General features: G+C 64.9%; 15 protein-coding genes and 2 pseudogenes. 16 read left to right on the top strand and 1 reads right to left on the bottom strand.

Features of this window, described 5'->3' with window-relative positions:
- Positions 1 to 7 precede the first annotated feature (7 nt).
- The 11 genes and pseudogenes from FOM02_RS10475 (at position 8) to mtnK (ending at position 10,916) form a co-directional block, all read left to right on the top strand.
- Entirely contained in the window at positions 8 to 646 is a 639-nt protein-coding gene (locus FOM02_RS10475; RefSeq protein ID WP_027559481.1) for an NADH-quinone oxidoreductase subunit J, read from the top strand.
- Complete coding sequence (nuoK, locus tag FOM02_RS10480; protein ID WP_008547737.1) at positions 643 to 951, top strand: NADH-quinone oxidoreductase subunit NuoK; 309 nt, start codon at positions 643 to 645, stop codon at positions 949 to 951. Before FOM02_RS10475 ends, nuoK begins: the two co-directional genes overlap by 4 nt.
- Before the next feature lie 8 nt (positions 952 to 959).
- On the top strand, positions 960 to 3,032 hold the full coding sequence (nuoL, locus tag FOM02_RS10485; protein ID WP_027559480.1) for an NADH-quinone oxidoreductase subunit L: 2,073 nt from the start codon (positions 960 to 962) through the stop codon (positions 3,030 to 3,032).
- Complete coding sequence (locus FOM02_RS10490; RefSeq protein ID WP_027559479.1) at positions 3,033 to 4,541, top strand: NADH-quinone oxidoreductase subunit M; 1,509 nt, start codon at positions 3,033 to 3,035, stop codon at positions 4,539 to 4,541. It abuts the gene before it with no gap.
- Between the two features lie 22 nt (positions 4,542 to 4,563).
- A pseudogene (gene nuoN / locus FOM02_RS10495) lies at positions 4,564 to 6,001 on the top strand (NADH-quinone oxidoreductase subunit NuoN).
- 1 nt (position 6,002) lies between these two features.
- Positions 6,003 to 6,808: pseudogene (locus FOM02_RS10500) on the top strand (biotin--[acetyl-CoA-carboxylase] ligase).
- On the top strand, positions 6,808 to 8,478 hold the full coding sequence (locus FOM02_RS10505; protein WP_027559476.1) for a ribonuclease J: 1,671 nt from the start codon (positions 6,808 to 6,810) through the stop codon (positions 8,476 to 8,478). The pseudogene FOM02_RS10500 and the gene FOM02_RS10505 overlap by 1 nt, the downstream one beginning before the upstream one ends.
- 42 nt (positions 8,479 to 8,520) lie before the next feature.
- Positions 8,521 to 8,925 carry a methylmalonyl-CoA epimerase gene (gene mce, locus FOM02_RS10510; protein ID WP_027559475.1) on the top strand — a complete coding sequence of 135 codons (405 nt, stop codon included), beginning with the start codon at positions 8,521 to 8,523 and terminating at the stop codon, positions 8,923 to 8,925.
- A gap of 9 nt (positions 8,926 to 8,934) precedes the next feature.
- On the top strand, positions 8,935 to 9,210 hold the full coding sequence (locus FOM02_RS10515) for a DUF1467 family protein (protein WP_027559474.1): 276 nt from the start codon (positions 8,935 to 8,937) through the stop codon (positions 9,208 to 9,210).
- Positions 9,211 to 9,245: 35 nt separating this feature from the next.
- Positions 9,246 to 9,593 (top strand): hypothetical protein, encoded by a 348-nt coding sequence (locus tag FOM02_RS10520; RefSeq protein ID WP_027559473.1) that lies wholly within the window; start codon positions 9,246 to 9,248, stop codon positions 9,591 to 9,593.
- 33 nt (positions 9,594 to 9,626) lie between these two features.
- Positions 9,627 to 10,916: an S-methyl-5-thioribose kinase gene (gene mtnK, locus FOM02_RS10525; protein WP_027559472.1), complete on the top strand. Its 1,290-nt coding sequence runs from the start codon at positions 9,627 to 9,629 to the stop codon at positions 10,914 to 10,916.
- A gap of 32 nt (positions 10,917 to 10,948) precedes the next feature.
- On the opposite strand, the gene FOM02_RS10530 is transcribed toward mtnK, so the two are convergent.
- On the bottom strand, positions 10,949 to 11,833 hold the full coding sequence (locus tag FOM02_RS10530; RefSeq protein WP_027559471.1) for a hypothetical protein: 885 nt from the start codon (positions 11,831 to 11,833) through the stop codon (positions 10,949 to 10,951).
- Positions 11,834 to 12,088: 255 nt separating this feature from the next.
- Between FOM02_RS10530 and FOM02_RS10535 the strand changes: the two genes are divergently transcribed.
- The 5 genes from FOM02_RS10535 to FOM02_RS10555 are packed head-to-tail and all read left to right on the top strand — an operon-like array spanning position 12,089 to position 17,493.
- Entirely contained in the window at positions 12,089 to 13,678 is a 1,590-nt protein-coding gene (locus FOM02_RS10535) for an ABC transporter substrate-binding protein (protein ID WP_027559470.1), read from the top strand.
- 60 nt (positions 13,679 to 13,738) lie between these two features.
- A complete protein-coding gene (locus FOM02_RS10540) occupies positions 13,739 to 14,662 on the top strand; it encodes an ABC transporter permease (protein ID WP_027559469.1) in 924 nt (307 codons plus the stop codon).
- A complete protein-coding gene (locus FOM02_RS10545) occupies positions 14,659 to 15,480 on the top strand; it encodes an ABC transporter permease (protein WP_027559468.1) in 822 nt (273 codons plus the stop codon). Before FOM02_RS10540 ends, FOM02_RS10545 begins: the two co-directional genes overlap by 4 nt.
- A complete protein-coding gene (locus FOM02_RS10550) occupies positions 15,477 to 16,457 on the top strand; it encodes an ABC transporter ATP-binding protein (protein WP_027559467.1) in 981 nt (326 codons plus the stop codon). Before FOM02_RS10545 ends, FOM02_RS10550 begins: the two co-directional genes overlap by 4 nt.
- Positions 16,450 to 17,493, top strand: coding sequence for an ABC transporter ATP-binding protein (locus FOM02_RS10555; protein ID WP_027559466.1), 1,044 nt, complete (start codon positions 16,450 to 16,452; stop codon positions 17,491 to 17,493). The genes FOM02_RS10550 and FOM02_RS10555 overlap by 8 nt, the downstream gene beginning before the upstream one ends.
- The last annotated feature ends 463 nt before the right edge of the window (positions 17,494 to 17,956 follow it).

Here is a 17,956-nt window from a genome sequence, read left to right on the forward strand (position 1 = left end):
TGAGGGCATGATCCTTCCCGCGCTGTTCTTCTATCTGTTCGCCGGCGTCTGCGTCGCCTCGGCCGTGATGGTGATTGTCTCGCGCAATCCCGTGCACTCCGTGCTGTACCTGATCCTGGCCTTCGTCAACGCCTCCGGCCTGTTCGTGCTGATGGGCGCCGAATTCCTCGCGATGATCCTGATCGTCGTCTATGTCGGCGCCGTCGCGGTGCTGTTCCTGTTCGTCATCATGATGCTCGACGTCGACTTCCTCGAGCTGCGCGAAGGCTTCATCCAGTACCTGCCGGTCGGCCTCGTGATCGGCGGCATCTTCCTGTTCGAGCTGCTGCTCACGGTCGGCTTCTGGGTCATCAACCCCGGCGTCTCCAAGACGATCACGGCGGCGATCCCGACCAACGTCTCCAACACCGAGGCGCTCGGGCTCGTGCTCTATACGAAGTACATCCACTATTTCCAGCTCGCGGGCATGGTGCTGCTGGTCGCCATGATCGGCGCCATCGTGCTGACGCTGCGCCACAAGGCGAGCGTGAAGCGGCAGGACATCAACGTTCAGAACGCACGCACGCCCGAAATGGCGATGGCGATGCGCAAGGTGGCATCGGGGCAGGGGCTCTCGGACGCCGATGCGGCGGAGTGGGTGAAATGACGATCGGGCTCGGACACTATCTTGCCGTCGGCGCGATCCTGTTCACGCTCGGGATCCTCGGCATCTTCCTGAACCGCAAGAACATCATCGTCATCCTGATGTCGATCGAGCTGATCCTGCTCTCGGTCAACATCAACCTCGTGGCGTTCTCGACCTTCCTCGGCGACATCGTCGGCCAGGTCTTCGCGCTTCTGGTCTTGACTGTGGCCGCGGCGGAAGCCGCGATCGGTCTCGCCATCCTGGTGGTCTATTTCCGCAACCGCGGCTCGATCGCGGTTGAGGACGTCAATCTGATGAAGGGCTGAGCTCTCAAATGGTTCAGGCAATCGTTTTCCTGCCCCTGCTGGGCGCCATTCTGGCCGGGCTCATCTCCCTGGTCGGCGCGCATGCCCGCAACCCCTCGGGTGACGAGGTCGAGCATCACGGCGATCACGGCCATGGCGACGCGCATGCGTCGGCTGCTCATGACGACCATGGTCACGACGATCACGCTCACGACGACCACGGCCCGGTTGAGCCGGCGGCGGCGGGCTCGCGCGCTGCCGAGCTAATCACCACCGGACTGTTGTTCGTCGCGGCCGCGCTGTCCTGGATGACGCTGGTCGATGTCGGCTTCATGCACCACGACGGCCGGATCCAGCTGCTGCCCTTCATCTTCTCGGGCGACCTCCAGGTCTGGTGGACGCTCCGGGTCGACACGCTCACCGCGGTGATGCTGGTGGTGGTGACGACCGTGTCCTCGCTCGTGCACCTCTATTCCATCGGCTACATGGACGAGGACCCGTACCGGCCGCGCTTCTTCGGCTATCTCTCGCTGTTCACCTTCGCCATGCTGATGCTGGTGACCGCGGACAATTTGGTCCAGCTGTTCTTCGGCTGGGAAGGCGTGGGTCTTGCCAGCTACCTGCTGATCGGCTTCTGGTACCAGAAGCCCTCGGCGAACGCGGCCGCGATCAAGGCCTTCGTGGTCAACCGCGTCGGCGACTTCGGCTTTGCGCTCGGCATCTTCGCGATCTTCTATCTGACCGCCTCGACCGATTTCGAGACGATCTTCCACCAGGCGCCGAGCCTGACCGGCAAGACCATCAACTTCCTCGGCTGGCACGCTGATGCGCTGACCCTGACCTGCCTGTTGCTGTTCATGGGCGCGATGGGCAAGTCGGCGCAGTTCCTGCTGCACACCTGGTTGCCGGACGCGATGGAAGGCCCGACCCCGGTGTCGGCGCTGATCCACGCCGCGACCATGGTCACCGCCGGCGTGTTCATGGTGGCGCGCCTGTCGCCGCTGTTCGAGCTCGCCCCGACCGCGCAAGCCGTGGTGATGTTCTTTGGCGCCACCACCGCGTTCTTCGCGGCGACCATCGGCCTCGTCCAGAACGACATCAAGCGCATCGTCGCCTACTCGACCTGTTCGCAGCTCGGCTACATGTTCGTGGCGATGGGAGCAGGGGCCTATTCGGTGGGCATGTTCCACCTGTTCACGCACGCCTTCTTCAAGGCGCTGTTGTTCTTGGGCTCCGGCTCGGTGATCTACGCGATGCACCACGAGCAGGACATCCGCAACATGGGCGGCCTCTGGCGCAAGATCCCCTACACCTACGCGGTGATGGTGGTCGGCACGCTGGCGCTGACCGGCTTCCCGCTCACCGCCGGCTACTTCTCCAAGGACGCGATCATCGAGTCCGCCTACGCCTCGCACAATCCGTTCGCGGTGTACGGCTTCCTGATGACGGTCGTCGCCGCCGGCCTGACCTCGTTCTACTCCTGGCGCCTGATCTTCAAGACCTTCCACGGCGAGCCGCATGACGAGCATCATTACGAAGCCGCGCATGAGGCCCCGCTCTGGATTCTGATCCCGATCGGCGTGCTCGCGGTCGGCTCGATCGTCGCGGGCTTCCCGTTCAAGGAGCTGTTCGCCGGTCACGGCGTCGAGGAGTTCTTCCGCGAGTCCGTCAAGATGAACCCGCACATCATCGAGGAGATGCACCACATCCCCGAGACCATCGCCTTCCTGCCGACGGTGATGATGGTGCTGGGCTTCCTCGTCTCGTACCTGTTCTACATCCGCCGGCCCTACATCCCCGTTCGGCTCGCCGCAGAGCAGCCGATGCTGTACCAGTTCCTGCTCAACAAATGGTACTTCGACGAGCTCTACGACCTCATCTTCGTCCGTCCGGCGAAGTGGATCGGCTACCAGCTCTGGAAGAAGGGCGACGGCTTCATCATCGACGGCCTCGGTCCCGACGGCGTCTCCGCCCGCGTGCTGGACGTCACCCGCAACGTCGTGAAGATCCAGACCGGCTATCTCTATCACTATGCGTTCGCCATGCTGATCGGTGCCGCCGGCCTGATCACCTGGTTCATGTTCGGCTTTGGAGGCCAGTAAATGACAACCTGGCCCATCCTTTCGGTTACGACGTTTCTGCCGCTGGTCGGCGCGCTGATCGTCTATCTCAGCCGCGGCGATGACGAGGCGGCCAAGCGCAACTCGCGCTGGATTGCGCTCTGGACCACGCTGATCACCTTCGCGGTGTCGGTGATCCTGGTGTTGCGCTTCGATCCCTCGAGCGCCGACTTCCAGTTCGTCGAGAAGGCGAGCTGGCTCGCCACCGGCATCACCTACCACATGGGCGTCGACGGCATCTCGCTGCCGCTGCTGATCCTGACCACCGCCGTGATGCCGTTCTGCATCATCGCGAGCTGGAAGGCGATCACGAGCCGCGTCCGCGAATACATGATGGCGTTCCTGATCCTGGAAACGCTGATGATCGGCACCTTCTCGGCGCTCGATCTCGTGCTGTTCTACCTGTTCTTCGAGGGCGGCCTGATCCCGATGTTCCTGATCATCGGCATTTGGGGCGGTCCGCGCCGGGTCTACGCTTCCTTCAAGTTCTTCCTCTACACCTTCCTCGGCTCGGTCCTGATGCTGCTCGCCATCATGGCGCTGTACTGGAACGGCGGCACCACTGATATTCCGACCCTGATGCACACCGCCGTGCCGCGGTCGTTGCAGACCTGGGCCTGGCTGGCGTTCTTCGCCTCCTTCGCGGTGAAGATGCCGATGTGGCCGGTGCACACCTGGCTACCCGACGCGCACGTCGAGGCACCGACCGCGGGCTCGGTGGTCCTCGCCGCGATCCTGCTGAAGATGGGAGGCTACGGCTTCCTGCGCTTCTCGCTGCCGATGTTCCCGCTGGCCTCGCACGACTTCGCGCCGCTGATCTTCACGCTCTCGGCCATCGCCATCATCTACACCTCGCTGGTGGCGCTGATGCAGGAGGACATGAAGAAGCTGATCGCGTACTCCTCGGTCGCGCATATGGGCTTCGTCACCATGGGCATCTTCGCCGGCACCATGCAGGGCGTCGCCGGCGGCATGTTCCAGATGATCTCGCACGGCATCGTCTCCGGCGCGCTGTTCCTCTGCGTCGGCATCGTCTACGACCGCATGCACACCCGCGAGATCGCGGCCTATGGCGGCCTCGTCAACCGGATGCCGCTCTACGCGATGACCTTCATGGTCTTCACCATGGCCAATGTCGGTCTGCCCGGCACGAGCGGCTTCGTCGGCGAGTTCATGACGCTGCTCGGCACCTTCAAGGTCTCGATCCCGACCGCGTTCTTCGCCACCTTCGGCGTCATCCTGTCGGCGGCCTACGCGCTGTGGCTCTACCGCAAGGTCGTGTTCGGCGCGCTGGTGAAGCCGTCGCTGATGAGCATGAAGGATCTCACCTTGCGCGAATGCGTGACGCTGTTCCCGATGATCGCGCTGACGATCCTGTTCGGCGTCTATCCGAAGCCGGTGCTCGACATGTCGGCCGCCTCGGTCCAGCAACTCGTCAACAACTACAACACCGCTGTGACGGCCGTGAAGGCCGCCGCACTGCTCCAGTGATCGGGCAGGTCAGGATATCGCCATGAGCTTTGAGACTGCAGGTTATCAACTGGCGCCGGTGCTGCCCGAGATCGTGCTCGCGGTCGGCGCGATGGCGCTTCTGATGCTGGGAGCCTATCGCGGGCAGGGGACGACCGGCGCGGTCACCTCGCTGGCGGTCGTGCTCCTCGTCGTGGTCGGCGTGCTCGTCTACGCGCAGCCTGCCGGCAAGCAGGTGACGTTCGGCGGCAGCTTCATCGTCGACGACTTCGCCCGCTTCATGAAGATCATGGCGCTGATCGGCTCGGCTGCGACGCTGATCCTGTCGGCCGAGTTCCTGTCCGATCCGTCGCGCCGCATCTTCGAATACGCCATCCTGGTGCTGCTCTCGACGCTCGGCATGATGGTGCTGATCTCGGCCGGCGACCTGATCTCGCTCTATCTCGGCCTCGAGCTGATGTCGCTCGCGCTCTACGTCGTGGCGGCCTCGAACCGCGACAATGCCAAGTCGACCGAAGCCGGCCTGAAGTATTTCGTGCTCGGCGCGCTGTCCTCGGGCATGCTGCTCTATGGCGCTTCGCTGATCTATGGCTTCACCGGCACCGTCAGCTTCACCGGCATCGCCCAGGCCGCGACGATGGCGAATGTCGGCCTGGTGTTCGGCCTGGTGTTCCTGCTCGCCGGCCTCTGCTTCAAGGTCTCGGCCGTGCCGTTCCACATGTGGACGCCTGACGTCTACGACGGGCGCGCCGACCCCGGTCACCGCCTTCTTCGCTTCGGCGCCGAAGGTGGCCGCGCTCGCTGTCTTCACCCGCGTCACGCTGACCGCATTCCCGGGCATCGTCTCGCAGTGGCAACAGATCCTGGTGTTCGTGGCGATCGCCTCGATGGCGCTCGGCTCCTTCGCCGCGATCGGCCAGACCAACATCAAGCGCCTGATGGCCTATTCCTCAATCGGCCATATGGGTTTCGCGCTGGTCGGTCTCGCCTCCGGCACGCCGGAGGGCGCGCAGGGCGTCCTGATGTACATCGTGATCTATGTCGCGATGACGCTCGGCTCGTTCTCGATCATCCTCGCCATGAAGCGCAACGGCCAGGCGGTGGAGCAGATCAGCGATTTCGCCGGTCTGTCGCGGACCAATCCGATGCTCGCCTTCCTGTTCGCGATGCTGCTGTTCTCGCTTGCGGGCGTGCCGCCGCTCGCCGGCTTCTTCGGCAAGTGGTACGTCTTCGTCGCCGCCATCAAGGCCAATCTGTTCACGCTTGCCGTCATCGGCGTGCTGACCAGCGTCGTCGGCGCCTACTACTATCTCTCGATCGTCAAGACGATGTATTTCGACGAGCCGGCCGGCCAGGTCGATCCGGTTCGGATCGAGGTGAAGGCGGTGATGGCGGTCACGGGGGTATTCAACCTGCTATTCGCGCTGTTTGCGGGTCCGGTGGTGAGCGTCGCCTCCGCCGCGGCAAAGTCGCTGTTCTAGGATGGCATTCGCGCTCGGTCCTCGCGCACAGTCCGCGGGCTACAAGCTCGCGGCCTTCGAACGGACCGGCTCGACCAACACCGATGCGATCGAGCACGCGCGGGCCGGCGAACGCGGCCCGATGTGGTTCGTCACGGATGAGCAGACCGCCGGCCGCGGCCGCCGCCAGCGCGCCTGGATCGCACCCAAGGGCAATCTCGCCGCCAGCATCCTCGAAGTCATGGACGTCGCCCCGGCCGTCGCCGCCACCCTCGGGTTCGCGGCCGGGCTGGCGCAGGAGGCGGCGCTGGAGAAGGTCAGCCTGGAAGCCGCCTTGCGCCTCGGCGAGGGCGTCCCCGCTATGCCCTGAAATGGCCGAACGACGTGCTCGCCGGCGGCAAGAAGCTGGTCGGCATCGCGCTCGAGGCCGAGGCCATCGGCGACCGGCTGGCGGTCGTCGCCGGCATGGGCACCAATGTCGTCGCCGCGCCCGAGGGCACGCCGACGCCCGCGGTGTCGCTGGCCGCCCTCGGCGTCCAGATTGGCGCGGAGGAGCTGTTCTCGGCGCTGTCCGACGCCTGGGTCGAGTTCCGCGGCATTTGGGACAATGGCCGCGGCTTTGCCGAAATCCGTAAGCTGTGGCTGGAGCGCGCCGCCGGCCTCGGCGAGCGCGTCGCTATTCACACGGGAACCATGACGCTGGAAGGCATTTTTGACACCATCGACGACACCGGCTGCCTGATCGTGCGCACCGCGGAGGGCCGCCTTGTGCCGGTGGCCGCAGGCGAGGTGTTCTTCGGCCCGGTCCGCTCGGTGGGGGCTGCGTGATGGCGAGGCCCGACGAACTGGTGTTTGCGCCGCTCGGCGGTGTCGGCGAGATCGGCATGAACCTGTCGATCTACGGCCTCGGCAACCGCCACCAGCGCGCCTGGCTGGCGGTCGATCTCGGCGTCTCCTTCGGCGACGAGGAGCATCTGCCGGGCATCGACCTGATCATGCCCGACATCAGCTTCCTGGAGAAGGAACGCAAGAACCTGATGGGCCTGGTGCTGACCCATGCCCACGAGGACCATTTCGGCGCCATCATCGACCTCTGGCCGAAGCTGAAATGCCCGATCTACGCGACGCAGTTCAGCGCCGCGCTGTTCGAGGCCAAATGTGCCGCCGAGCGCAATGCGCCGGAGATCCCCGTCACCGTGATCCCATCCGGCGGCCGCGTCGACGTCGGCCCGTTCAACGTCGAGTTCATCCCCGTCGCGCATTCCATTCCCGAAGCGCACGCGCTGGCGATCCACACCGAGGCAGGCACGGTGCTGCATACCGGCGACTGGAAGATCGACCCGACCCCGACGCTGGGACGTCCCACCGACGAGAAGCGGCTGCGGGAGCTCGGTGAGGAGGGCGTGCTCGCCTTGATCGGCGATTCCACCAATGCCGTGCGCGACGGCCGCTCGCCTTCCGAAGCCGAGGTCGCCCGGACCATCATAGACCTGGTGAAAGCCGCCAAGGGCCGCGTCGCGGTGACGACCTTTGCCTCCAATGTCGCCCGCATCAAGGCTGTCGCCGATGCTGCGAAAGCCGCCGACCGCGAGGTCGTCGTGGTCGGCCGCGCCATGGAGCGCGTGGTGCAGGTCGCGCGCGAGACCGGCTATCTCGACGGCGTGCAGAATTTCCGCTCGCCCGAGGTCTACGGGCATCTGCCGCAGGACAAGGTGCTGGCGCTCTGCACCGGCAGCCAGGGCGAGCCGCGCGCCGCGCTGGCGCGCATCGCCAATGACGACCATCCCGAGATCACGCTCAACCGCGGCGACAGCGTGATCTTCTCCTCGCGCACCATCCCGGGAAACGAGAAGGCGGTCGGCTCGATCATCAACAATCTGGTGCTCCAGGGCGTCGAGGTCCTCACCGACCGCGACCATCTGGTCCACGTCTCCGGCCACCCGCGCCGCGACGAGCTGCGCGACATGATCTCCTGGGTGAAGCCGCAGCTGCTGATCCCCGTCCATGGCGAGGCCCTGCACCTGAACGAGCACGCCAAGCTCGCGCGCGCCGCCGGCGTGCCGCGCGTGCTGGTCGTCCGCAATGGCGACCTCGTCAAGCTCGGCCCGGGCGATCCCGGCGTGGTCGGTGAGGTGCCGTCGGGCCGTCTCTACAAGGACGGCACGATCCTGGAGGACTCTAAGTCCCGCGCCGTGATCGAGCGACGCCGCATGGCGTTCTCCGGCTGCGCCTTCGTCGCCATCGCCATGACCGAGCAGGGCGAGCTCGCCGACGATCCCGAGGTCGATCTGGTCGGCATTCCCGAGAAGAACAGGGCCGGCGAGGCCTTTGACGACATCGTCTTCGACGCCGTGATGTCCACCATCGAGGGCCTGCCGCGGGCGCGCCGGCGCGATCCGGACGCGCTGGGTGAATCGGTGCGCCGCGCCGTCCGTGCCGTGATCAACGAACATTGGGGCAAAAAGCCCCCCTGTCTGGTACATGTCCTGACAGTGTAGATTGGGCGTGGTCTCCGGATCATGCCTTGAGGGAGAAGAAACATGCTGGGTCGCCTCAACCACGTCGCGATCGCGACCAGGGACGCGGTCAAGGCCGCGAAGATCTATGGCGCGGCATTCGGAGCGCAGATCTCGGAAGCCGTTCCGCTGCCCGAGCATGGCGTCACCACGGTGTTCGCGACGCTCCCCAACACCAAGATCGAGTTCATCGAGCCGCTCGGCGAAGCCTCGCCGATCGCAAAATTCCTTGAGCGCAACGCTGACGGCGGCATCCACCATGTCTGCTACGAGGTCGTCGACATCATCGCCTCGCGCGATACGCTCGTGAAGGAGGGGGCCCGGGTGCTCGGCGACGGCGTGCCGAAGATCGGCGCCCACGGCAAGCCGGTGCTGTTCCTGCACCCCAAGGATTTTTCCGGCGCGCTGGTCGAGATCGAGCAGGCATAAGGCCGCCCCATGGCCATCCAGATATCGACCGCGATCGCGATCTACTTCGTCATCTGGTGGATCGCGCTGTTCCTGACGCTGCCGTTCGGCGTGCGCAGCCAGCATGAGGACGGCGTCGGCGCGCCCGGCACCGATCCCGGCGCCCCGATCCTGACCCGGATGGGCCGCAAGCTGATCTGGACCACGATCATCTCGGCGATCATCTACGGCCTCGGCATGGCCGCCTACCACGCCGGCTATCTCTCGATCGAGCGCCTGTCGAAATTGATGGGAATGCCGTTCTAGGTTTTTGATTTGTGTCGTTGTTTCGGGGGGAACGAATGACTTTTCAGCGGATCGTCGTCGCACTGCTGGTGCTGATCGTCGCGGGGCTCGGGGCCATCGGCTATTTCGAATGGAGGATGGCGGCGCAGGTGCGCACCCTGAAGGCGTTTGTCGAGGGCTACGTCTTCAACGAGGCGGTGATGGCCTGCGAGCAGGCCAAGAGCTCGACGCCGTTCAAGTGGAACGGCGGCAAGAGCACCTCGGTGATCGGGCTGAACTCGGTCAAGCTCGACAAACACAACGTCAGCGCCAGCTACACGCTGGTGGCGGACCTCGTCTATTGCGATTACGATCCGATCAAAAGAAAGGCCGAGATCGGCTCGAGCTTCCTGGAGCGGGAGTAACGATCCGGTCTCTACAGATGGGATGGGATCGTCATGACCGGGAGCCGGACGGGGGACTATCGGATTCTGCATGAGGCGGCCTTGCGGGACTATCTCGCGGGCCTGCCTGACATCACAGCGCTCCTCGGCGGCGAGCCGGCCGCCTGGGCGATCACCGAGGTCGGCGACGGCAATCTCAACCTCGTCTTCATCGTCAAGGGTGCGCGTGGCGGCATCGCGGTGAAGCAGGCGCTGCCTTACGTCCGGCTCGTCGGCGAGAGCTGGCCGCTGCCGCTGTCGCGGGCTCACTACGAATTCCTGGCCTTGTCCCGGCAGGCCGAACTCGTCCCCGGCCTCGTGCCGGCCCTGCTGCACCACAACGAGACGCTGGCGCTGACGGTGATGGAGCTGCTCGAGCCGCACATCATCATGCGCAAGGGGCTCGTCGCGGCAACCCACTATCCGCGCTTCGTCGACGACATCACCACCTTCATGGCGCGCACCCTGTTCTTCACCTCCGACCTCGCGCTGTCGGCGGCCGAGAAGAAGGAAGGCATCGCTGCGTTCGCCGGCAACCACGCGCTCTGCAAGATCACCGAGGACCTGATCTTCACCGATCCCTACCGCATCGCCGAGCAGAACCGCTGGACCGCGCCTTATCTCGATGGCCTCGCCGCATCCTTGCGCGATGACATGGAGCTGCATGTCGCGATCTCGCGGCTGAAGCTGAAGTTCATGGCAAGCCCGGAAGGACTGCTCCACGGCGACCTCCACACCGGCTCGATCATGGTCACGGACAGCCAGACGCGCGTCATCGACCCCGAATTCGCGTTCTACGGCCCGATGGGGTTCGACGTCGGCGCCGTGCTCGCCAATCTGCTGATGGCCTATTTCGCCTCCGCCGGCCACGAGCGGACGCCGGGCGAGCGGCGCGAATTCGAGGTCTGGGTGCTGGAGAGCGTCGAGCAGGTCTGGAACGAGTTCGCCCGCAAATTCCTCGACCTCTGGCGGGCAGGGCCGACGGGCGATGCCTATCCGGTCTCACTCTTTACCGGCGAGAAGGGCGCGATGCGCCTCGAGGCCGAGCGGCAAGCCTACATGCAGCGCCTGTTCACCGACACGGTCGGCTTCGCCGCCGCCAAGACCATCCGCCGCATCTTCGGCCTCGCCCACAACATCGATTTCGAGCTGATCGAGAACCCGAAGACGCGGGCGATCAGCGAAGCCCGCGCCGTGCGGCTCGCGCGCGGGATGATGGTGGAAGCGCCAGCGTTCCGGACGATCACTGATGTCACCGGCTCTGCCCGAAAGCTGCGGGACTGGCTGCCGGAATTGTCAGGCTGAAGACGTCGCGCGAGGTGAGGGATCGTCGCGCCTCAATACAGCCGCATCGGCAGCGGGACGCCGTCCGGGCCAACCAGCAGGCCCCAGGTCTCGTTGGCTGCAACCTCGAACTCGCGCTTCTGCGCCGCGCTACCGTCCGGCTTGATGATGACCTTGTACTTGCCCGGCAGCAGATCGATCTTCTGGCTATCAGGCAATTCGCCCGCAGCGGCGTCGGAGTGCGCCAGTTTTTCTCCGGCGCGCGCCGCCAGCTTGATGGTTCGCTCATTGACGGTGATTTCGGCCGCTTGATCGGTCTTGTTACCGAGCAACAGCCTCACTTGCCCCGGCTCGGGCAGAATGCCTGATGTCGCGACCGCCGGCTTGCGCAGCGAAAGATCTGCGGTGGTCTTGCCATCCTGACGGGTGAGCCGGAGCGAGGCCGGTCCATCTGAAGTCGTGAAGGCGATCACGGCCCGATCGGGCTCGACCGCCGCGCCGTCATTCTCCTCCCAGCCGCGCCCGCCGAGTGCGGCGCGATAGAAGCCGAGCACGGCCTTGAGATCGAGCGGCGTCTCGACGTGAGACGACCGGATGAAGGGCGAATTCTTCGCGGTCATCAGGCCCCAGCCGTCGGGGAGCGGCAGACCCACATCTTCAGACATCTTGCCCTCGAAGGTCCGGCTTGTGGCCCGTGCCAGCCCGCCAACGGCGTTGCAGAGCAGGCGCTCACCGAGATAGTCGGGGGCGCAACGGTCCCTGACCGCCCACCAGGTATCGTCGACATACCCGTTTGATCGCGAGGTGTGGGACCAGCCGGTGTGGATGGTGTCAGTCGGATTGTCCCGGGCAGGGTCCGGCGTGACGGGAATCGCCATCGCCGCCGTCGCAGCGAGCACGCTGCCCGCGACCAAGATACCTAACGTTCGGCGCTTCATTTTTTCCGCGATCCCTGGGGCTCAGATAACGATCCTGAGCTTGGTCGCATCGATCGCGAAAAATGTTCACTGGCCGGTCGCCCGATGACGCACCGCGTCAATCGGCGGCTTGCATCGGCGGAGGATGCAACCCGACCGAGGTCTGCATCGCGGCCTTCCGGAACCGGCATCGGTCGCCATCAAAACGAAGCTTGCGTTCGACGGCCGACGAATGATCAAATCCCTGATCGGAATGCCTGCGTTGTTGGGGGACACATGATGTTCAGGATGATTGCGATCGTCGCGGGTTTGGCACTGGCGCTCACCGGATCCGTTGAGGCCCAGACCCCGCGCAAGGGCGGAACCATCCGCATGACCGCGCCTTACGGCTCGAGCTTCACCAGTCTCGACATTCACACCACGCAGCGCGCCCAGGACGAGATCTACGCCAAGGCCCTGCATCGCTCGCTCTACATCTGGGATTCCGCGGAAGGAAAGCCGGTTCCGGAGCTGGCCAAGGAGGTCGTCGTCTCGGGCGGCGGTCTCGTCTACACCTTCAAGCTCCGCGACGACGCGTATTTCCACAATGGCCGCAAGATGACGGCCGACGACATCATCTGGTCCTTCAACCGCATCATGGACGGCACCAAGGCCTTTCCCGGCGCGCGCTTCGTCCGCGTGATCGAGGGGGCGGCCGCGGTCGAGAAGGGCCAGGCCAAGGAAATCTCCGGCCTGAAGAAGATCGACGACTTCACCCTGGAAATGAAGCTGACCGAGAAGGTCGATCCGGGCTTCTACTTCTTCACCGCGCTGACCTCGATCTATCCCGCCGACGAGGCCGCCAAGGACAGCTTCATCCAGCATCCGATCGGTCTCGGACCGTTCAAATTCGTCGAGCATGTGCCGGGATCGCGCATCGTGCTGGAGCGGTGGGACCGGTTCTACAAGCCCGGCAAGCCCTACGCCGACAAGATCGTCGTGTCGATCATGGCCGAGGCCGCGGCGCGCGACGTCGCCTTCCGCAACAAGGAGATCGACACCTCGGTGCTGGGACCTGCGCAATACGTCGCCTACCAGTCCGACGCCAATCTCAAGGGCACCATCGTCGAGGTCGCCGAGGTCTTCACGCGCTACATGGGCATGAATCCCGCCTTCAAGCCGTTCGCCGACAAGCGGGTCCGGCAGGCGATCAACTACGCGATCGACACCGACCTGATCATCAACAAGCTGGTCAAGGGCAAGGCCTATCGCGCCACCAGCTGGCTGCCGCTGACCTCGCCCGCCTACGACAAGGCGATGAAGCCGTACCCCTACGATCCCGCCAAGGCCAAGCAGCTGCTTAGCGAGGCGGGCTATCCCTCCGGCTTCGAGTTCGAATGGACCACCAGCCAGAACGAAAGCTGGGGCCTGCCGATCGTCTCGGCCGTGATCCCGATGCTCGACAAGGTCGGCATCAAGGCGAAGGTCAAGCAGGTCGAGACCGCGGTACTGGCCGAAGTGGTTCGCAGCGGCGACTACCAGGCCTTCATCTACTCCCAGCAGAGCGGCCCGGATCCCCAGGCCGCGCTCAAATGCTTCCATTCGTCGACGCCGCAGCCGGCCTGCAACTACATGAACTACAAGAACCCGGAGTTCGACAAGCTGATCGATGCGGCCGGGCAGGCCGACGACGCCGCAAAGCGCACCGAGCTGCTGCAAAAGGCCAATGCGCTGCTCTACGAGGAGGCGCCGGTCTGGTTCTTCAACTACAACAAGGCGGTGATGGCGGTGCAGCCGTGGCTCAAGGGCGTTCAGCTGAATGCGACAGAGCTGACCCATCAGAACGTCGAGGACCTCTGGGTCGACGAGACCTCGCCCGCGAAGTGACATACGCTCTCGCGCTCCCTCCATCGCGCCGAACGATGCAGGGAGAGAGGAAAGCTTGAGATGCTCTCGTTCCTGCTCCGTCGCCTGCTGCAAACCATTCCGACCGTGCTCGCCGTCGTGCTACTGGTCTTCGTGCTGTTCAGCGTCGTGCCCGGCAGTATCGTCTCGAGCATGAGCGACGACAGCGATCCGCAGGTCGAGCTGCGCATGAAAAAGCAGCTAGGTCTCGATGATCCCGTCTATGTGCGGTTCGGCGCCTACATCGCCAAGCTCGCAACAGGCGATTTCGGCACCTCGTTCCGGACCCGCGAGCCTGTTATCACCATGATCGCCAAACGGGCATGGCCGACGCTGCAGCTGATCTTCGCGGCCATGGCGTTTGCGATTCTGATCGGCGTGCCGCTTGGCTTCGTCGCCGCGCTGAGGCCCGGCGGCATCGTCGATACGCTTGCCATGGTGGTGGCGGTGTCGGGTCTTTCCATCGCCAAGTTCTGGCTCGGCCTGGTGCTGATGTATCTGTTCGCGTTGAAGCTCGGCTGGCTGCCGAGCTTCGGCTATGGCGACGGGGGGCTGCAATATCTGCTGCTGCCGGCCGTGACGCTCGGCGTCTCGCCGATGGCGCTGTTTGCCCGCACGACGCGCGCCGCGGTCCTCGAGATCATGACCGCGGATTTCGTCCGCACCGCGCGCTCCAAGGGCATGAGCGAGACCCGCGTCGTGAAATGGCACGTGATGCGCAACGCGCTCGTCATCATTCTCACCACCGTCGGCCTGCAGTTCGGCGGTCTGATGGGGCAGGCGGTCGTCGTCGAAAAGCTGTTCTCCTGGCCGGGCATCGGCTCTCTGCTCGTCGACAGTGTGCTGCAGCGCGACATTCCGGCCGTCCAGGGCTCCATTCTCGTGGTGGTGCTGGCCTTTCTCGCGATTAATCTTTTGATCGACGTGCTCTACGGCGTGATCGATCCGAGGATCAGATACGCATGAAGCTCCGCGCCAATCTCATCATCGGCGGGGCGCTGTTCGCGCTCGCGATCCTGGTCGGGCTGCTCGCGCCCTGGCTGGCGCACACCGATCCGGTCCTCGACGCCAATCTGATGAACGCGGAGGAGCCTCCGAGCTGGACCTGGTGGTTCGGCACGGACGACCAGGGCCGCGACATCTATTCCCGTGTCGTCTACGGCGCGCGCGTCTCGCTGACGGTCGGCATCGTCTCGCAGCTCATCAACAGCGTGATCGGCGTGGCCCTGGGCCTGAGCGCCGGTTATTGGGGCGGCTGGTGGGATGATTTTGTCAATGCGCTCACCAACCTCATGCTCGCGATCCCCTCGCTGATCTTCGCGCTCGCCATCATGGCGGTGCTCGGCCCCGGCCTGACCAGCCTCTTGATCGCACTCGGGCTGACCAACTGGTCCTTCACGTGCCGGATCGCGCGGGCCTCGGCGCTGTCGCTGCGGAGCCAGGGCTACGTGCAGGCGGCGACCGTGCTCGGCTATGGCGATCTGCGCATCATGGTCACGCAGCTGCTGCCAAACATGCTCGGGCCGATCGTCGTGATCGGCACGCTCGGCATGGGCAGCGCAGTCCTGTCCGAAGCCGCCTTGTCGTTCCTCGGCCTCGGCGTCCGCCCGCCGTTTCCGAGCTGGGGCAGTATGTTGTCGGAGGCGCGCGAGCAGATCACGACGGCGCCGTGGCTCTCGATCTTTCCCGGACTTGCCATCTTCCTGACCGTGCTTGGCCTGAACCTGCTCGGCGACGGACTGCGCGACATTCTCGATCCACAATCGCGGAGCCGGCGGACATGACGGGCGCGCCGCTGATCGAAGTCAGGGATTTGCGCATCGATCTCGACGACGGATCGCGGCGCGTCGCTGCCGCCGAGGGCATTTCGTTCCGCATCGATCGCGGCGAGACCTTCGGGCTCGTCGGCGAATCCGGCTGCGGCAAGAGCATCACGGCGCTCGCCTTGATCGGCCTGCTGCGGTCGCCGCTGTCGATCGGCGGTGGCGTCATCCGCTTCGACGGGCAAGAAATCCAGCAACTTTCGGCGGCCAGGCAGCGTGAGCTGCGTGGCAACCGCATCGCCATGATCTTCCAGGAGCCGATGACGGCGCTCAATCCGGTCTCGCCGGTGGGGCGGCAGATCGCCGAGATGTTCGTGCTGCACAAGGGCAAGAGCTGGCGGGAGGCTAACCGACTGGCGGTCGAGGCCCTGGCGAGCGTCCGCGTCCCTGCGCCGGAGCGGCGCGTCAACGACTATCCGCATCAGCTCTCAGGTGGCATGCGCCAGCGCGTGATGATCGCCATTGCACTCGCCTGCGGTCCGGATCTCCTGATCGCCGACGAGCCGACCACCGCGCTCGATGTGACCGTGCAGGCCGAGATCATCGAGCTGATGCGCAATTTGTGCGCCGAGCGGGGCACGGCGATCCTGATGATCAGCCACGATCTTGGCCTCGTCGCCAATGTCTGCCGCCGCGTCGCCGTCATGTATGCCGGCCGCATCGTCGAGGAGCGCGGCTCGGCCGATATCTTCCGGACCCCCTCGCATCCCTATACGCAGGGCCTGGTCGCCTCGCTGCCGCGGCTGGGCAGCCGCGCAGCGCTTGGCCGGACGCGGCTGAAGGAGATCGCGGGCGTCGTCCCCGCCATCACGAGCTTCCCCGATGGCTGCCGGTTCAATCCGCGCTGCGCGCAGGCGACCGAGATCTGCCGCACAGTCGTGCCGGAGACGGATTTGCTGGAAGCCGGCGGTCTGGTGCGGTGTCACCACCATGCATGAGCCCAAGAACAGATCGGGTGAGGGCAGGGTGGACGACGATCTCATCCTCAGCGTCGAGGATCTTGCGGTTCATTTTCCGATGGGCGGCGGCCTGCTGGGCCGCGGCCGGCGGCTGCTGCGCGCCGTCGACGGGGTCGATCTCAAGCTGAAGCGGGGCGAATGTCTCGGCCTCGTCGGTGAGTCCGGCTCGGGCAAGTCGACGGTCGCTCTGTCGATCCTGGGCCTGCTGACGCCGACGCGCGGCCGCATCGTGCTGGACGGGCAGGTCGTGACGGGCAGGCCATCCGGTGATCGCAAGGCGCTGGCCCGCATCGTGCAGATCGTATTTCAGGATCCCTACGCCTCGCTCAACCCGCGCCAGACCGTTCGCCGCACACTCGAAGATCCCCTGCGCGTGCATGGCGTGACCGCAAAGAGCGAGATCGAGGACCGCGTCGCGACCATGCTGCGCCATGTCGGCCTGCGGCCCGAGCAGGCCGACCGCTACCCGCACGAATTCTCCGGCGGCCAGCGCCAGCGCATCGGCATCGCCCGCGCGCTGATCCTCAATCCCAAAATCGTCATCTGCGACGAGCCGGTCTCGGCGCTCGACGTCTCGATTCGCGCCCAGATCATCAATCTGCTCCTGGAATTGAAGGATACGCTCGGTCTCTCCTACATCATGATCAGCCACGACCTCGGCGTCGTCGAGCACATGAGCGACCGCGTCGCCGTGATGTATCTCGGCCGCATCGTCGAGAACGGCGACTGGCGCGAGATATTTGAACGTCCCGCGCACCCCTATACGCAGGCTCTGATATCAGCCATCCCCGACCCCTTGCGCCATGCGCCGCTGGCGACGACCGGCGGCGATCTTCCCAATCCGCTCAATCCGCCGAATGGATGCGCCTTCAGCCCGAGATGTCGTTATGCCGAAGATGTGTGCCGGAGCGAGCCGGGGCCATCGCTGGAAACGCGCGCCGATGGGCATGCGGTGAGGTGCTGGCGTGCAGACGAGATCGGTGCAGCGAGCGTCTCTCTATCACCGTCACCCTGAGGTGGCCGCTTCTTCAGCGGCCCTCGAAGGGCGCGGCCGAGACACTTCCTTGCAGTCTTCCTAGCTCATCACCCGTTCGGGTGATGCCGTCATATGGTGAAGATGCTAGCCATAAGAGCGACGATTTCGGCGGGCTGAAGATCGCATGTTCGTGGTGAATTGGTTCACACGCTACGGGCGGAAACGCGCTTAAGTTGTAGATGCGCGGAGCGGGGCGGCGGCTGTCACGACGGAGTATGCCATGCTAGATTCACCCTCGGGTTGCGCCGCAGGAAATGCTTGTTGAAGCCTTTCCGGGAGTAAGAACCTTCGGCTTCAGCGAACCCTCTCGATCCTCGACGTGCTTGGACTTTTGGGGGGCGCGTATGCCAACCACAATAGGCGACGGGACGTGGCCCGCAGCGCCGGCCACACCTTCTTGCCGTTGATGGAGCTTCCAAGGCTGGTCCAACGTCGACGAGCC

Source organism: Bradyrhizobium sp. SEMIA (assembly GCF_014844175.1).
Classification (GTDB): Bacteria; Pseudomonadota; Alphaproteobacteria; order Rhizobiales; family Xanthobacteraceae; genus Bradyrhizobium; species Bradyrhizobium arachidis.

Coding starts and splice junctions, on each gene's coding strand:
- FOM02_RS10530 (WP_027559471.1), bottom strand. CDS start 11,833: ATGAAGCGCCGAACGTTAGGTATCTTGGTCGCGGGCAGCGTGCTCGCT.
- FOM02_RS10515 (WP_027559474.1), top strand. CDS start 8,935: ATGGCCATCCAGATATCGACCGCGATCGCGATCTACTTCGTCATCTGG.
- nuoK (WP_008547737.1), top strand. CDS start 643: ATGACGATCGGGCTCGGACACTATCTTGCCGTCGGCGCGATCCTGTTC.
- FOM02_RS10475 (WP_027559481.1), top strand. CDS start 8: ATGATCCTTCCCGCGCTGTTCTTCTATCTGTTCGCCGGCGTCTGCGTC.
- mtnK (WP_027559472.1), top strand. CDS start 9,627: ATGACCGGGAGCCGGACGGGGGACTATCGGATTCTGCATGAGGCGGCC.
- FOM02_RS10520 (WP_027559473.1), top strand. CDS start 9,246: ATGACTTTTCAGCGGATCGTCGTCGCACTGCTGGTGCTGATCGTCGCG.
- FOM02_RS10505 (WP_027559476.1), top strand. CDS start 6,808: ATGGCGAGGCCCGACGAACTGGTGTTTGCGCCGCTCGGCGGTGTCGGC.
- FOM02_RS10550 (WP_027559467.1), top strand. CDS start 15,477: ATGACGGGCGCGCCGCTGATCGAAGTCAGGGATTTGCGCATCGATCTC.
- mce (WP_027559475.1), top strand. CDS start 8,521: ATGCTGGGTCGCCTCAACCACGTCGCGATCGCGACCAGGGACGCGGTC.
- FOM02_RS10535 (WP_027559470.1), top strand. CDS start 12,089: ATGATGTTCAGGATGATTGCGATCGTCGCGGGTTTGGCACTGGCGCTC.
- FOM02_RS10490 (WP_027559479.1), top strand. CDS start 3,033: ATGACAACCTGGCCCATCCTTTCGGTTACGACGTTTCTGCCGCTGGTC.
- FOM02_RS10545 (WP_027559468.1), top strand. CDS start 14,659: ATGAAGCTCCGCGCCAATCTCATCATCGGCGGGGCGCTGTTCGCGCTC.
- nuoL (WP_027559480.1), top strand. CDS start 960: ATGGTTCAGGCAATCGTTTTCCTGCCCCTGCTGGGCGCCATTCTGGCC.
- FOM02_RS10555 (WP_027559466.1), top strand. CDS start 16,450: ATGCATGAGCCCAAGAACAGATCGGGTGAGGGCAGGGTGGACGACGAT.
- FOM02_RS10540 (WP_027559469.1), top strand. CDS start 13,739: ATGCTCTCGTTCCTGCTCCGTCGCCTGCTGCAAACCATTCCGACCGTG.